General features: G+C 64.6%; 15 protein-coding genes. 8 read left to right on the top strand and 7 right to left on the bottom strand.

The window, feature by feature from the left end:
- Positions 1-85: 85 nt before the first annotated feature.
- Genes ACSHT2_RS30160 through ACSHT2_RS30140 form a run of 5 tightly spaced genes read left to right on the top strand, consistent with a single transcriptional unit; the run spans position 86 to position 2,862 of the window.
- Positions 86-898 (top strand): SDR family NAD(P)-dependent oxidoreductase, encoded by an 813-nt coding sequence (locus ACSHT2_RS30160; RefSeq protein ID WP_440638427.1) that lies wholly within the window; start codon positions 86-88, stop codon positions 896-898.
- 30 nt (positions 899-928) lie between these two features.
- Positions 929-1,462 (top strand): YkgB family protein, encoded by a 534-nt coding sequence (locus ACSHT2_RS30155; protein WP_440638426.1) that lies wholly within the window; start codon positions 929-931, stop codon positions 1,460-1,462.
- 51 nt (positions 1,463-1,513) lie between these two features.
- Positions 1,514-1,960 carry a cupin domain-containing protein gene (locus ACSHT2_RS30150; RefSeq protein ID WP_440638425.1) on the top strand — a complete coding sequence of 149 codons (447 nt, stop codon included), beginning with the start codon at positions 1,514-1,516 and terminating at the stop codon, positions 1,958-1,960.
- Positions 1,953-2,408, top strand: a complete 456-nt coding sequence (locus tag ACSHT2_RS30145) for a carboxymuconolactone decarboxylase family protein (protein WP_440638423.1) — start codon at positions 1,953-1,955, stop codon at positions 2,406-2,408. The genes ACSHT2_RS30150 and ACSHT2_RS30145 overlap by 8 nt, the downstream gene beginning before the upstream one ends.
- 43 nt (positions 2,409-2,451) lie before the next feature.
- Positions 2,452-2,862 (top strand): cupin domain-containing protein, encoded by a 411-nt coding sequence (locus ACSHT2_RS30140; protein WP_440638422.1) that lies wholly within the window; start codon positions 2,452-2,454, stop codon positions 2,860-2,862.
- Positions 2,863-2,869: 7 nt separating this feature from the next.
- On the opposite strand, the gene ACSHT2_RS30135 is transcribed toward ACSHT2_RS30140, so the two are convergent.
- Positions 2,870-3,694 (bottom strand): NAD-dependent epimerase/dehydratase family protein, encoded by an 825-nt coding sequence (locus ACSHT2_RS30135; RefSeq protein ID WP_440638421.1) that lies wholly within the window; start codon positions 3,692-3,694, stop codon positions 2,870-2,872.
- Positions 3,695-3,783: 89 nt separating this feature from the next.
- Here ACSHT2_RS30135 and ACSHT2_RS30130 point away from each other — a divergent pair, with 89 nt between their 5' ends.
- Positions 3,784-4,761 carry an SMP-30/gluconolactonase/LRE family protein gene (locus ACSHT2_RS30130; protein WP_440638420.1) on the top strand — a complete coding sequence of 326 codons (978 nt, stop codon included), beginning with the start codon at positions 3,784-3,786 and terminating at the stop codon, positions 4,759-4,761.
- Between the two features lie 220 nt (positions 4,762-4,981).
- Here ACSHT2_RS30130 and ACSHT2_RS30125 read toward each other — a convergent pair whose 3' ends face one another.
- Positions 4,982-6,412, bottom strand: coding sequence for an aldehyde dehydrogenase family protein (locus ACSHT2_RS30125; RefSeq protein WP_440642964.1), 1,431 nt, complete (start codon positions 6,410-6,412; stop codon positions 4,982-4,984).
- A gap of 249 nt (positions 6,413-6,661) precedes the next feature.
- Positions 6,662-9,025, bottom strand: coding sequence for a transketolase (locus tag ACSHT2_RS30120; RefSeq protein ID WP_440638419.1), 2,364 nt, complete (start codon positions 9,023-9,025; stop codon positions 6,662-6,664).
- Between the two features lie 132 nt (positions 9,026-9,157).
- Between ACSHT2_RS30120 and ACSHT2_RS30115 the strand changes: the two genes are divergently transcribed.
- Both ACSHT2_RS30115 and ppk2 read left to right on the top strand, forming a co-directional pair.
- Positions 9,158-9,619 (top strand): Lrp/AsnC family transcriptional regulator, encoded by a 462-nt coding sequence (locus tag ACSHT2_RS30115; RefSeq protein WP_440638418.1) that lies wholly within the window; start codon positions 9,158-9,160, stop codon positions 9,617-9,619.
- Between the two features lie 87 nt (positions 9,620-9,706).
- Positions 9,707-10,627 carry a polyphosphate kinase 2 gene (gene ppk2, locus ACSHT2_RS30110; protein ID WP_440638417.1) on the top strand — a complete coding sequence of 307 codons (921 nt, stop codon included), beginning with the start codon at positions 9,707-9,709 and terminating at the stop codon, positions 10,625-10,627.
- A gap of 111 nt (positions 10,628-10,738) precedes the next feature.
- On the opposite strand, the gene ACSHT2_RS30105 is transcribed toward ppk2, so the two are convergent.
- The 4 genes from ACSHT2_RS30105 to ACSHT2_RS30090 form a co-directional block, all read right to left on the bottom strand.
- A complete protein-coding gene (locus tag ACSHT2_RS30105; protein ID WP_440638415.1) occupies positions 10,739-11,818 on the bottom strand; it encodes a zinc-binding dehydrogenase in 1,080 nt (359 codons plus the stop codon).
- A gap of 60 nt (positions 11,819-11,878) precedes the next feature.
- Positions 11,879-12,820, bottom strand: a complete 942-nt coding sequence (locus ACSHT2_RS30100; RefSeq protein ID WP_440638414.1) for a DMT family transporter — start codon at positions 12,818-12,820, stop codon at positions 11,879-11,881.
- Positions 12,821-13,004: 184 nt separating this feature from the next.
- Complete coding sequence (locus ACSHT2_RS30095) at positions 13,005-13,844, bottom strand: aldo/keto reductase (protein ID WP_440638413.1); 840 nt, start codon at positions 13,842-13,844, stop codon at positions 13,005-13,007.
- A gap of 18 nt (positions 13,845-13,862) precedes the next feature.
- Positions 13,863-14,759: an SMP-30/gluconolactonase/LRE family protein gene (locus ACSHT2_RS30090; RefSeq protein ID WP_440642963.1), complete on the bottom strand. Its 897-nt coding sequence runs from the start codon at positions 14,757-14,759 to the stop codon at positions 13,863-13,865.
- Positions 14,760-14,916 lie beyond the last annotated feature (157 nt).

Below are 14,916 nucleotides of genomic sequence, written 5' to 3'. Positions count from 1 at the left end.
GAAGGATAGATCCCGATTTTGCCAGATACCCGTCATTTCCGGAAGCACCTATTCCTCTCCGCATCGAAACGGAGAGGAGACGAAAATGACCCAGACCAGAAAAGGCACTGCCCTCATCACCGGTGCTTCGACCGGAATCGGGGCGATCTACGCCGATCGCCTGGCGAAGCGCGGCCACGACCTCATCCTCGTTGCGCGCAACAGGCAGCGGCTCGCATCGCTGGCGCGCAGGCTCGCCAATGAAAGCGGCCGCAGGGTGGAGACGGTGGAAGCCGATCTCACATCCCCTGCCGACCTGCGCCATGTCCAGCAACTGCTCAGAACCGAGCCCGGCATCTCGGTGCTGGTCAACAACGCCGGCGTCGGTGCCTCAGCTCCGCTGATCGCTTCCGACGTCGAGAAGATGGAGGACATGATCCGCCTCAACGTCGGCGCGCTGACGCGCCTGACCTACGCGGCGGTCCCCGGATTCATCGACCGCGGCCATGGCACCATCATCAACATCGCCTCCATCGCCGCGATCGCGCCGGAGCTGCTCAACGGCGTCTACGGCGGCTCGAAAGCCTTCGTGCTCGCCTTCACCCAGTCGCTCGTTCACGAGCTCGCCGGCAAGGGCATCCGCGTGCAGGCCGTGCTGCCGGGCGCCACCGCGACCGAGTTTTGGGATGTCGCCGGGACGCCGGTTCACCAACTGCCTGCCGGGATCGTCATGTCGGCCGACGACATGGTCGACGCGGCGCTCGCGGGTCTCGACCTCGGCGAGGTCGTGACGATCCCGGCGCTGGCCGACAAGTCCGCGTGGGATCGCCACGAGAGCACGCGGCTCGCCATGATGAACAAGCTCTCGAGCGCCATTCCCGCCCCTCGCTACAACCTGCACACGCACGTGAATGCGTGAGCGAAACCCAGCATCAAAACGGAGACAACCATGTCACGCATCATCAGCCACGCGCCCACCTCACCCATCGCGCTGAGCCGCACCATCAGCTGGCGCGACCAGTCTGAACGCCTGCTCGCCTACGCCGAACCGGTCAGCCGGATCGGTCTCTATGCATCGCTTGCAATCATCTATGCCTGGTTCGGCGGGATGAAGTTCACCGACTACGAAGCACAGGGGCTGGTTCCTCTGGTAGAGAACAGCCCACTGTTGCGCTGGTTCTACGCGCTGTTTTCGGTCCGCGGCTTCTCCACCTTTCTCGGCTTCGTCGAACTGAGCATCGGGTCTTTGATCGCGCTTCGGCTGGCAAGCCCGATCTATTCCACAGCCGGCGGCCTTCTCTCGGCCGGACTGTTCGTCACGACGCTGAGCTTCATGATCTCGACGCCTGGCGTCGTCGTGCCGGAGCTCGGGGCGCCCGCGATCACGGTCGCTCCGGGCCAGTTCCTGCTGAAGGACGTCGGCCTACTCGCCGCTTCCTTCTGGGTATTCACGGACTCGCTGAAGGCCGTCATCCGCAGGTGAGAACTCACCCCACAGCGCAACAGACACGAATTCGAAAACAGGAGACCCTCCATGAAAGTGCCATTCATCTTCGGGGCGGCTTTCGCTGCAATTGCCATTGCGGGTGCGGCACCCAGCGCCGCCCACGGCATCGGCGAAACGGTCACGCCGCACTTCGAGCAATCGATCCCCAATATCCCGGGCAAGTCAGTCGTCGCCCTGGTTGTGAACTACGCACCCGGCGGAGCGTCGCCTTCGCACATCCACGCCAAGTCGGCCTTCATCTTCGGCTACGTGCTGTCAGGCGCAATCGAATCTCAGGTGAACGACGGACCCAGACGGGTCTACCGCACCGGTGAGAGCTTTTACGAGCCGCCGGGCTCCCGTCATCCCGTCAGCCGCAATGCGAGCCGGTCCAAACCCGCAAGCCTGCTCGCAGTGTTCGTCGTCGACAGCAGCGAGAAGGATCTGACCACTGCCGTCCAGCAGAATCATCATCAAGGAGAGAAACATGAGTAAGCGTCTCGACTACAACCAGATCGCGCCGGCCGGCATCAAGGCGCTCGGCGGCGTCTACGGCTACGTCCTGCAGAGCCGGCTCTCCGCCACGCTGATCGAGCTGGTTTATCTGCGGATCTCGCAGATCAACAATTGCGCCTACTGTCTCGACATGCACACGCGCGACCTGCTCAAGAAGGAAGAGAAGGTCGAGAAGATCGCGTTGCTGCAGGCCTGGCGCGAGGCCGGCAATCTCTTCGACGAACGCGAACAGGCTGCCCTGGCATGGGCGGAAACGGTGACACGGGTTGCCGAGACGGGCGTGCCCGACGAGGCATACCAGGCCGCACGCGCCGTGTTCGAGGAGCGTGAGCTTGTGGACCTCACGATCGCCATCAGCCTGATGAATGCCTACAACCGCATGGCCATCAGCTTTCGCGCAACGCCGGCGGCTGCCGCCGCCGCCTGATCGACACCCGCGCAACATCGCGCACAACCGAAAGGCCATTCACATGAAGAGATATGGAATCATCGTTGCGGCGGCGCTGATCGCCGCAACCAGCCTGACTTCGCTCGCCGCACGATCCGAGGAGCCACGGCTGGGAGACATCAAGCGCACCCATCTCATGAAGGAAGCTCTGAGCGTCCCCGGACGCGAGGTCGTCCAGGTCCGCGTCGACTTTCCTCCGGGCGTCGTCGCCGTCAGGCACAGTCACCCGGGCGAAGAGCTCGTCTATATGATCGAAGGCGAGCTGGAGTATCGGTTCGACGGCAGGCCGCCGGTGATCCTGAAGGCCGGCGACGTGCTGCTCATTCCTCACGGAGTACATCACGCGGTGAAGAACGTCGGCAGCAGCAACGCGGCGGAGCTTGCGACCTACATTGTCGAGACGGGCAAGCCGCTGTTGACGCTCGGCAGGTGAGCCGCTTCTAACGCTTGGTCCAGTCGATCACGCCGCCTGGGTCGGCATCGAACTCCATGCTGCAGAACGTGCCGCCCTGGAAATAATCGCCGACCGGGTCCGGCTTCAGCTTGGCCTGCTCCGCCATCGCGTGCTCACGGAAATCTTCGGCGCGGCCGGTCGGGCGATAGCCGAGCTCGTAGGCGCGGTGATTGTCCCACCAGGCACGCTCGTTGAAAGAGGCACCGTAGAAAACCTCGAAATGGATGTCGGGATGCTCGAGCCCGATGCGGCAGAGCTGCACGAGGTCGTCGGGCTTGAGCCAGATCGAGAGCCGGCGCTGGTCGAGCGGCATGTCGCCGAAATTGCCGATGCGCAGGCAAGTCACCTTCAGGCCATGCTTGTCGGCATAGAGCGCGCCGACGGCCTCGCCGAACACCTTGCTGACGCCGTAGCGGCTGTCGGGCCGCGCAGTGACGTCGGTGCCGATCCTGTGGTGGCGCGGATAGAAGCCGACGGCGTGATTCGACGAGGCGAACACCACGCGCTTGACGCCCTTGCGGTAGGCCGCCTCGAACAGATTGTAGCCGCCGATGATGTTGGCCTGGAGGATTTGATCCCAGCTGCCTTCGACCGAATAGCCGCCGAAATGGAGGATGCCGTCGACGCCCTCGCAAATCGCTTCGCATTGCGCGAGATCGGCGAGGTCGGCGGCCTTAAATTTCTCGTTCGCGCCGAGATCGGCCGGCGGCTTGATGTCGGAGAGCAGCAGATCCGGATAGATCGGCGGCAGCAGTTTCCGCAGGCTGGTGCCGATTCCGCCCGAAGCTCCCGTCATCAAGATGCGCGGCATGTCTTCCCTCGCCTGTGCTGACCGATTTGCGGTCACATGTCTCTAATGATAGCAGGTTTGTCCAGAGGGAACGAAACGAGAGAACCGACATGAATGAGGCATCGTCCCACACCCAGGAACGGCCAGGCTGGCGGCCGGCCAGCTACTATCCCGATCCAGCCATTCACGCACTCGATCCTCGCTTCGAAAAATACTGGCTGAAATTGTCGGCGGTGGAGCGGCTCGCGACCGGGCTGCGCTGGGCCGAGGGGCCGGTGTGGTTCGGCGACGGGCGCTATCTCCTGTGCAGCGACATCCCGAACCAGCGCATCATCAAATGGGAGGAGGAGACCGGTGCGGTCAGCGTGTTCCGCAAGCCCTCCAATTTCGCCAATGGCAACACGCGCGACCGCCAGGGCCGGCTCGTCACCTGCGAGCATGGCGGGCGGCGCGTGGTGCGCACCGAATATGACGGCAGCATCACCGTGCTGATGGATCAATTCAACGGCAAGCGGTTGAACTCGCCGAACGATGTCGTCGTCAAATCGGACGGCTCGATCTGGTTCACCGATCCGACCTTCGGCTTGCTCGGCAATTACGAGGGCTACACGGCAGAACCCGAGATCGAGCCGAACGTCTACCGGCTCGATCCCGCGACCGGCAAGGCGACGATCGTCACCGAAGGCGCGCTCGGTCCGAATGGGCTGTGCTTCTCGCCGGACGAGAAGATTTTGTATGTCGTGGAATCGCGCGGCGTGCCGAACCGCAAGATCCTCGCCTATGACGTCTCGCCTGACGGCACCACGATTTCCAACAAGCGCGTCCACATCGATGCCGGTCCCGGCACGCCCGACGGCATGCGCTGCGACATCGACGGCAATCTCTGGTGCGGCTGGGGCATGGGCGATCCCGAACTCGACGGCGTCGTGGTGTTCGCGCCCGACGGCGTCATGATCGGCCGCATCGCGCTGCCCGAGCGCTGCGCCAATCTCTGCTTCGGCGGCGTCAAGCGCAACCGCCTGTTCATGGCGGCGAGCCAGTCGATCTACGCGCTGTATGTGAACACGCAGGGGGCGCTGGGGGGATAGGCGCTTCTCTCTCTGGCGTCATTCCGGGGCGCGCCTCTTCGGCGCGAGCTGTGGTGCGCGATTGCGCACCTGAGAATCCATTGTGCAGCAGAGGCGGCGGACAAATGGATTCCGAGTTCGTCGCTGACGCGACGCCCCGGAATGACGAAAGGAGAGAGATCAACAAAAACGCCGGAGCGGTTTCCCGCTCCGGCGTCATGTTTTGATCAGGCGATAAAGCTTACGCCGCGTTGAAGCCGGCGACGGCCTTCACCTCGAGGAAGTCCTCGAGGCCGTACTTGCCCCACTCGCGGCCGTTGCCCGACTGCTTGTAGCCGCCGAACGGCGCGGTGCGGTCGTTGGGCACGCCCTGGAGGTTGACGTTGCCGGCGCGGATCTGACGGCCGACACGTTTGGCGTCCTCGACGGTCGCACCCGTGACGTAGCCGGCGAGGCCATAGGGCGTGTCGTTGGCGATCTGCACGGCATCGGCTTCGTCCTTGGCGCCGATGATGGTCAGCACCGGTCCGAAGATCTCTTCGCGGGCGATCGTCATGTCAGGGGTGACGTCGGCGAAGATGGTCGGGCGGACATAGAAGCCCTTGTTGACGCCCTCGGGCAGGCCCGGGCCGCCGGCGACGAGCGTTGCGCCCTCGTCGATGCCCTTCTTGATCAGCCCCTGGATCTTGTCCCACTGGCCGCGATTGACCACGGGTCCGATGGTGGTGCCTTCGCCGCGGGGATCGCCGGCCTTGGTCTTGTCGGCGACGGCCTTCGCGATCGCGGCGACTTCCTTCATCTTCGACAGCGGCACGATCATGCGCGAGGGCGCGTTGCAGGACTGGCCGGAGTTGTTGAACATGTGCATCACGCCGCCGGTCACCGCCTTCTGAAGGTCGGCGCCTTCGAGGATGACGTTCGGCGACTTGCCGCCGAGCTCCTGGCTGACGCGCTTCACGGTCGGCGCCGCGCGCTTGGCGACGTCGATGCCGGCGCGGGTCGAGCCGGTGAAGGAGATCATGTCGATGTCGGGATGCTCGCTCATGGCGGCGCCGACCTCGGGGCCGAGACCGTTGACGAGGTTGAACACGCCTTTGGGCACACCGGCTTCATGGAGGATTTCCGCGAAGATCAGCGCCGAGGTCGGCGTGAACTCGCTGGGCTTCAGGATCATGGTGCAGCCGGCGGCGAGCGCGGGCGCGACCTTGCAGGCGATCTGGTTCAGCGGCCAGTTCCAGGGCGTGATCATGCCGACCACGCCGATCGGCTCGCGCAGCACCATGGCGGTGCCGACCGGCTCCTCGAAATGATAGTTCTTGAGCACGTCGAGCGTGGTCATGAGATGGCCGAGGCCGGCGCCGGCCTGGAGCTTTTCCGCCATCGGCAGCGGCGCGCCCATCTCGTCGGAGACAGCAGCGCCGATCTCCTTGAGACGGCCCTTGTAGACCTCGATGACCTTCGACAGCAGCGCAACGCGCTCCTCGCGGCTGGTCTGGGAGAAGGTGGCAAAGGCGCGCTTGGCGGCGGCGACGGCCTTGTCCACGTCGGCCTTGGAGCCCAGCGCAACCTCGTACATCGCCTCTTCCGTCGCCGGATTGACCACGGCGGTGGACTTCTTGACGGCGGGATCGACCCAGGCGCCGTCGATGTAGAATTGCATGCGATTGACCATCATTAACCTCTTCTTGGGGCTTGGAGGGGGCGTTTCGGCAGGCATCCTTGCACGAAAGCGCCGGCAATTGAACCCGCCATATGCGGGGCCAGCGTTGCGGCGAGCGGAGGCTATATGAGCCGATGGCGGGAACGTGGCAAGATTCTCTCAGCAGTCATTCCGGGGCGATGCGAAGCATCGAACCCGGAATCTCGAGATTCCGGGTTCGGCTCTCCGAGCCGCCCCGGAATGACACCGTGGCTACCTCGACTACACCGCCATCTTCCGGTGCAGCACCGGCGCACCGGTGGTGAGGCTTTCGGCCGCATCGATGATGGCGTTGGCATCGATGCCATAGTGCCGATACAGATCGGCGATGCTGCCGGTCTGGCCGAACTGCTCGACACCGAGCGCCTCGACGCGGTGGCCACGGACGCTGCCGAGCCAGCCGAGCGCGGCAGGGTGGCCGTCGATCACGCTCACGATGCCGCAGTCGCGCGGCAACGGCGCCAACAGCTTTTCGATGTGGCTGAGATGCTGCACGCCGCGGCGGTCGCGCCGCAATTTCCGCGCGGCGGTCCAACCGGCATGCAGGCGGTCCGCCGAGGTGACCGCGAGCAGGCCGACGTCGCGGCGGCTCTCGCCGATGAAGCCTGTGGCCTCGATCGCCTCGGGCGCGACTGCGCCGGTATAGGCGATCACGACTTCGGCATTCGGGCCCGGCTTGCGCAGCCAATAGGCGCCGTCGGTGATGCCCTGCCTCAGCTCCGGCGTCATGATCCGCTGCACCTGCTCGATGCTGCGCGTGGAGAGGCGCAAGTAGACGGAGCCGCCCTCGCCGGGATCGCGCTGCATGTGATCAAAGCCGAAGGCCATGATGACGGCGAGTTCGTCGACGAAGGCCGGCTCGAATGAAGCCAGGCCATCCTGTGCCATGCCGATCAGCGGCGTCGCGATCGACTGGTGCGCGCCGCCCTCCGGCGCGAGCGTGATGCCGGACGGCGTCGCCGCCACCATGAAGCGGGCATCCTGGTAGCAGGCATAGTTCAGGGCATCGAGGCCGCGCTCGATGAAGGGATCGTAGAGCGTGCCGACCGGCAGCAGCCGCTCGCCGTTGATCTGGTGCGACAGGCCGAGCGCGGAGAGCATGATGAACAGGTTCATCTCGGCAATGCCGAGCTCGAGATGCTGGCCCTTGGGCGAGGCGTCCCAATTGTAGGTCGAGGGAATTTTCTCGCTGCGGAATAAATCCGCCTTCTCGGCGCGCGCGAACAGCCCGCGGCGGTTGACCCAGGGACCGAGATTGGTCGAGACGGTGACGTCGGGCGAGGTTGTGACGATGCGCCTCGCCAGCTCGCTGTCGCTGCGCGCGATCTCGTTGAGCACGAGGCCAAAGCCCTGCTGGGTCGACATCTGCGGCGATGGCTTGAAGGCGAGCTGCTGGGGCACCTCGACGACGGGAGCCGTCAGCCGGCGACCGTCCTGGTTGAACGGCACCCGCGCGAGGAAAGCTTCGAGTTCGGCCGCATCCTGCGCCAGCCCCTCGAACTTGTCCCATTCATGCCCGGGCCGGATGTTCTGGCTGTCGCGGTACTTCTCCATCTGCGCGACCGTCATCAGGCCGGCGTGGTTGTCCTTGTGGCCCTGGAACGGCAGGCCGACGCCCTTGATGGTGTAGGCGATGAAGCAGACCGGGCGGTCGTGATCGATGGAGTCGAACGCCTCGAGCATGCTCGCCATGTCGTGGCCACCCAGATTCGACATCAGCGCGAGCAGCTCCTCGTCGCTGCGCTTGTCGATCAGCTTCGTGATCGGACCCTGGTCGCCGATCTCGTCGTGCAGATGCTTGCGGAAGGCCGCGCCGCCCTGGAAGCACAGCGCCGCATAGAGCGCGTTCGGGCAGTTGTCGATCCAGCGCTTCAAGGCTTCGCCGCCGGGCTCGGCGAAGGCCTCGCGCATCAGGCGGCCGTACTTCACGATCACCACGTCCCAGCCGAAATTGCGGAACATGGTCTCGAACTTTTCCCAGAGCCCCTCGCGGACGACGGCGTCGAGCGACTGCCTGTTATAGTCGACCACCCACCAGGTGTTGCGCAGGCCGTGCTTCCAGCCCTCTGCCAGAGCCTCGAAGATGTTGCCCTCGTCCATCTCGGCGTCGCCGACGAGGGCGATCATCCGCCCTTCGCGGCGGTCCTTCATCCAGCCATGCGCCTTGACGTAGTCCTGCACCAGCGAAGAGAACAGTGTCTGCGCGACGCCGAGGCCGACCGAGCCGGTGGAGAAATCGACGTCGTCGACGTCCTTGGTGCGTGACGGATAGGACTGCGCGCCCTTGAAGCCGCGAAAGTTCTCCAGCTTCTCGCGGCTCTGGCGGCCGAACAGATACTGGATGGCGTGGAACACCGGGCTCGCATGCGGCTTCACCGCGACGCGATCTTCGGGGCGCAGCACGTGGAAGTACAGCGCGGACATGATGGTCGCGAGCGAGGCGGAGGAGGCCTGGTGTCCGCCGACCTTGAGGCCATCCGCATTGGAACGGATGTGGTTGGCGTGGTGGATGGTCCAGGACGACAGCCACAGTGCCTTGCCGGCGAGCGCGGTCAGGGTATCGAGGCGAGCGGGGTCAACGGGCATGGCGATGCTCCGGGAAATAAGCACCGATCATACGCCTTGGAGACGCGCCAGATTTCTCAATTTTTCGCGCCGCACCCGCGGATATTGGGATATTTTGCCAATAAGACGCCTTCTAACCCAGGTTTCATCCCAATGCCCGACCTTGATGTCATCGACCGGAAAATCCTCAGCCACCTCCAGAACGACAGCCGGATGACCATGCAGGAGCTCGCCGACAAGGTCGGACTCTCGGTCTCGCCCTGCCATCGCCGGGTCAAGCTCTTGGAGGAGCGCGGCGTGATCTCGCGCTATATCGCGACCGTCGACCAGAAGGCGCTCGGGCTGCATGTCAGTGTCTTCATCTCGATCAAGCTGGCGCGGCAGAAGGAAGAGGACCTCAATCGCTTCGCCCGCGCGATCTCGAAATGGGACGAGGTCCTGGAGTGCTATCTGATGACCGGCAATCGCGACTATCTGCTCCGCGTCGTCGCCGCCGACCTCGCCTCCTACGAGACGTTCCTCAAGACCAAGCTAACCCGGCTCGACGGCATCGCCTCGATCGAGTCGAGCTTTGCGCTGAGCCAGGTGAAGTACTCGATCGCGCTGCCGGTGTGACCTCCGTCGGCGGGATCGCATGTCACATGGACGCAACAAACCCCGCCGATGGTCGTTGTGACTGGTATCCGAGCCGAGAGAAGGACCATGACCGCATCCGATCGAAAATCCGAGATATCCAAGCGCGAGCGCATCATCCAGGAAATGGCCGACGATCTCGACGAGGAACTGGAGATGGAGCTGGATGATACCCGTCTCGACGAGCTCCTAGACGAGGCCGGAACGCTGAAGCCGACGGTCGATCGCAGGCTCTATTTCCGGGAACTGCTTCGCCTCCAGGGCGAGCTCGTCAAGCTCCAGGACTGGGTGCAGAGCGAGAAGAAGAAGGTCGTGGTGCTGTTCGAGGGCCGCGACTCCGCCGGCAAGGGCGGCGTGATCAAGCGCATCACCCAGCGACTCAATCCCCGCATCTGCCGCGTCGCGGCGCTTCCGGCGCCGAACGAGCGCGAGCGCACGCAATGGTACTTCCAGCGCTACGTCGCGCACCTGCCGGCCGGCGGCGAGATCGTGCTGTTCGACCGTAGCTGGTACAACCGCGCCGGCGTCGAGCGCGTGATGGGCTTCTGCTCGGAGGACGAATATCAGGAGTTCTTCAAGTCAGTGCCGGAATTCGAGCGCATGCTGATCCGCTCCGGCATCATCCTGGTCAAGTACTGGTTCTCGATCACCGACGACGAACAGCAGTTCCGCTTCACCATGCGGATCAAGGATCCCTTGAAGCAGTGGAAGCTGAGCCCGATGGACGTCGAGTCCCGCAGTCGCTGGGAGGCGTACACCAAGGCCAAGGAGACGATGCTCGAGCACACGCATCTCCCGGATAGCCCATGGTGGATCGTCGATGCCGTGGACAAGAAGCGCGCCCGGCTCAACTGCATCGCGCATCTATTGACTCAGATTCCGTACCAGGAGGTCGCGCGGGCTCCGGTGATGCTGCCGGCGCGCGTGCGCAACCCCGACTATCAGCGAGGCCCGGTCCCGCCGGAGATGTACGTGCCGGCGAAATATTGACGAAGTCTCATAAGATGGGCAAAGCCCAGCGTGCCCACCATGCGAGCGCGGCGTCTGAAGGTGGGCACGGCGCAAGAGCGCCTTTGCCCGCCTCACAAGACGACGACACTCCTACCGCCATGGCTGCACGATGATCTTGGTGTGCATCTCGGGATTGGCGAGATCGGCGAACGCCTTGGCGACTCCGTCGATGCCGACTTCGGCCGTCACCATCGCGGCGGCATCCACCTGCCCTTCCGCGATCAGGCGCAGTGAGCTCGCGAATTCGTCCGGCGTGTAGCCGAGCACGTACTGGACGCTCAGCTCCTTCATGATGCCGAGCATGGGCTCGCTTCTGTCGGTCTCCATGCAGACGCCGACCACCACGATCCTGGCATCGCGCGGCGCGCCTTCGAACACCTGTTGCAACAGCCCGGGCACGCCGACGCATTCGAAGATGATCGCGGGCTTCAGCGCCGGCAGCATGGCCTGTAACGGCGGCCGCGCCGCCTTCTCGGCCTCCGACATCTGCGCGTGCTCGGCCCAGGTCGCATAGGGCTGCGACACCCTGGGATCGACCACGACGTCCGCGCCCAGCTTCGCCGCGAGCGCGCGCCGGGCCGGCGAATAGTCCGCGGCGACGATCGGATGCAGGCCCTTGAGCCTGAGCGCGGCGATCACCGCCAGCCCGACCGGGCCGCAGCCGATCACGAGCGGCACCTCGCCGCCGCTTATGTGGGCCTTGGCGACGGCGTGAACACCGACCGCCAGCGGCTCGGTCAGCGCGGCATGCTCCGGCGCAAGACCGTTGGGGACTTCGAGCAGCAGCGCTTCGCTGAGCAGCATCGCCTCGGCGTAGCCGCCGATATTGTCATTGGAATAGCCGATGCCCTGGATACCCTCGGCCGTCAGCAGCGCAGGCAGCGAGCAGACGCGGGTGCCGGGCTTGAGCTTGCGTTCGGTGCCGGGACCGTAGTCGACGACCTCGCAGCAGAACTCGTGGCCGAACACGACGTCACGAGAGAGGTCCATCGGCTTGCGGCCGGTCTTCCGCGCCATCTCCACCATGCGATGGGCATGCTGGCGCGCGTGCAGGTCGGAGCCGCAGATGCCGCAGGCGAGCGTCCTGACCAGCACCTGGCCGGGGCCCGGCTTCGGCTCGGCGATCCGGTCGACGACGATCTCTCCGTTCCTGAAAATCGCGGCCCGCATCCGGCTCCTCCCGTATTGTTTGGAGCGCTGATACCACGACGCACGAGCGGCGAACTTGCGTCAGGCGTTCGGGGAACGCTCTTCCAGCACCAGGAGCTGGGCGCGGCGGACGCGCTCGCGATGGGCGATGTAGAGGCCGCTGGCGACGATGAAGGCCGCGCCGGTAATGGTCCAGACATCGGGCACTTCGCCGAAGATGAAGAAGCCCAAAATGCTGACCCAGAGCAGCTGCGTGTAGGAGAAGGGCGCCAGCACCGAGGCATCGCCGTAGCGATAGGCGAGGACGACGATCCATTGGCCCGCGGTCGAGGCGACGCCGATGAAGATGCCGAGCGCGACCGCGGTCCAGGATGGCGTGACCCAGACGAACGGCACCAGCGCGGTCAGGATCGCAAGGCCCGTCAGCGAGGAATAGGCCATGGTGGTGACGACGGCTTCGCGCCCGCTCATCATGCGCGTCAGGATCAAGGTGCCGGCCCAGCATGCCGCCGAGACCAACGGAAAGAATGCGGCGGGGTGAAACGCGCTGGTGCCCGGGCGCAGGATGATCAGCACGCCGATCAGGCCGAGCGCGGTCGCGAGCCAGCGCCGCATGCCGACCTTCTCGCCGAGGAAGACGATCGAGAGCGCGGTGACGAACAGCGGCGCAACGAAGCCGGTGGCGGATGCCTCCGCGATCGGCAGGAAGCCGAGACCCGTGATGAAGAACAGCGAGGAGCCAAGCAGCGCCGCCCCGCGCATCACGTGAAGGCCGGGACGCTTGGTGCGCATCGCATAGAGCGGCGAGGCGGGCAGCATCACCGGCGTGAACAACAGCGTGAAGGTGAGGAAGCGGATCCAGGTGATCTCGATCGAGGGCAAGCTCGTCGACAGATATTTCGCGGTGACGTCGGAGCAGCCGAGGAACACCGTCGAGAGCAGGATCAGTGCGATGCCTCTGAAGGGATGATCGACGCGCGCGGGTGCGCGGCGACCGACATGCTTCCTCTCGGGCATGGACATGGAAATACTGTCGAGCCTTGCGGCTGCGGCTGGCGGCGGGGTCACGGCTGGAACTCGGGAAAAATGCGAATCGAGCAGCCTAAAAAACGACAAAAGCGCCGCGTTCACAACTTCCGAAAACAGGATGCCGATATGCGCAGGCCGCCGCGCGCGTCAATGCTCCGTTAATATTGCCCGTTGTGCACTACAGCATGGGCAGGCTGCGCGGCTTCGGCCCGCGCGGAAACGCCGCGTCAAGCGCCGCAATCTCGTCTTTCGTCAGCACGAGATCGCCTGCGGCCGCATTTTCGCCGGCATGTTCCGCCGACGAGGCCTTCGGGATCGCGAACACCGTAGTCGCACGGGTGAGGAAGCTCAGCGCGACCTGACGCGGCGTCGCGCGACGCGCCTCCGCGATGCGCGCCAGCACCGCGCCGCCCTTGCTGCCGCTTGCGGGGAAATCATCGTGACCGAACGGCGAGTAGGCAACGACGGCGACGCCGTGCCGCTCGCACCACGGGATCACCGCATGCTCGATCGCGCGCTCCTTCAGATGATAGAGCACCTGGTTGCAGGCGATCCTGCCTTCGCCGGCGACCTCGAGGATCTCATCGAGATCGTCGGCGTCGAAATTGGAGACGCCCCAGGACTTGATCTTGCCTGATTTCACCAGCTCCTCGAACGCAGCGACGATGTCCTCGAGTGGATAGGAGCCGCGCCAGTGCAAGAGATAGCAGTCGAGCCGGTCGGTCTTGAGCCGCTTCAGCGAGCGCTCGCAGGCGGTGATGGTTCCGCGGCGCGAGGCGTTGCTGGGCAGCACTTTTGAAACGAGGAACACCTCGTCGCGCCGGCTCGCGACCGCATCCGCGATGACGAGCTCGGCATCGCCATACATTTCGGCGGTGTCGATATGGGTCATGCCGAGATCGAGCCCGCGCTGAAGCGCCGCGATCGCGCGCTTGCGGTCGCCGTGGTCGAGATACCAGGTGCCCTGCCCGATGACGGAGACGTTGGCGCCGGTCTGGCCGAAGGGATGTGTGTTCATGCTATTTCTTCAGAGGCTCTAGAGATCGCTGATGTCGGCAACCAGCACGCTGCCCGTCGCCGACTCCGTGATATAAAGCCGATCCTTGTTCGCGCCACCGATCGCGACATTGGTGCAGTTCGGCCCCGCGCAGGATTTGATCCGCGCGATCAGTTCGCCGTTGGGCGCGAACACGAAGACGTGGCCGAGCGAGGCGTGGCCGACGAACAGGCGGCCCATGGCATCCATGGTCATTCCGTCAGGACCGCTCGTGCCGAACAGCGAGCAGAAGCGGCCGACCTTGGACACGCTGCCGTCCTTCATGAAGGGCAACCGCCACACCGCGTTGTCGCGCGTCATTGCGACGAACAGCACGGTTTCGGTCGGGTCGAGCACGAGTCCATTCGGGCTGATGCCGGTGTCGATCAGGCAATCGAGCCTGCCGCTCGAGGCGAGACGATAGACCCGGCCGCTGGGGTCGTGCAGGCCGGTCTGGCCCTGATCGGTGAAATAGACGTCGCCATTGGTGGCGAGGTGGAGATCGTTGCAGCCGCGGAACGATTCCGAATTGCGCGCAGTCAGCACCGGTTTGATCCGCCCGGACTTCGCATCGAGCTCCATGATGCCGTGCATGTAATCGGCGACCAGGATGCGGCCGTCGGATGCGATCTTCAGCCCGTTCGGCCAACCCTCATATTCGGCGACCTGCGACCACTCGCCGTCACGCGCGATACGAAAGATGCGGCCGAAGGGAATGTCGACGATGTAGAGGTTGCCGTCGGCATCGAACGACGGCCCTTCGATGAAGCTGTCGGTGGCAATGCCCGGCCGGTTGGCATCGGCCCAATCCGTCCGCACGCCCTTGCGGCGGAACTTGTCGGGCATTGCGGAGAAGACTTTCGTCTCGATCAGGCGGGGCGGCGTTTCCAGGTACATCATCGTTGTTGTGATTGCAGAGGGGGAGCGCGGCAGCATAGGGCACAATCGACGGCGCGTCGATTGGCGTGGGCGGCATGGCGCCTCGCCCTCATTGTCATTCCCCGCGAAAGCGGGGAATCCAGTACACCGCGGCCTCACCGCTTGATCAAAAGTG

The sequence above is a fragment of the Bradyrhizobium sp. PUT101 genome, assembly GCF_052043945.1.
Lineage (GTDB): Bacteria > Pseudomonadota > Alphaproteobacteria > Rhizobiales > Xanthobacteraceae > Bradyrhizobium.
This window is presented reverse-complemented; position numbering and strand designations above follow the sequence as displayed.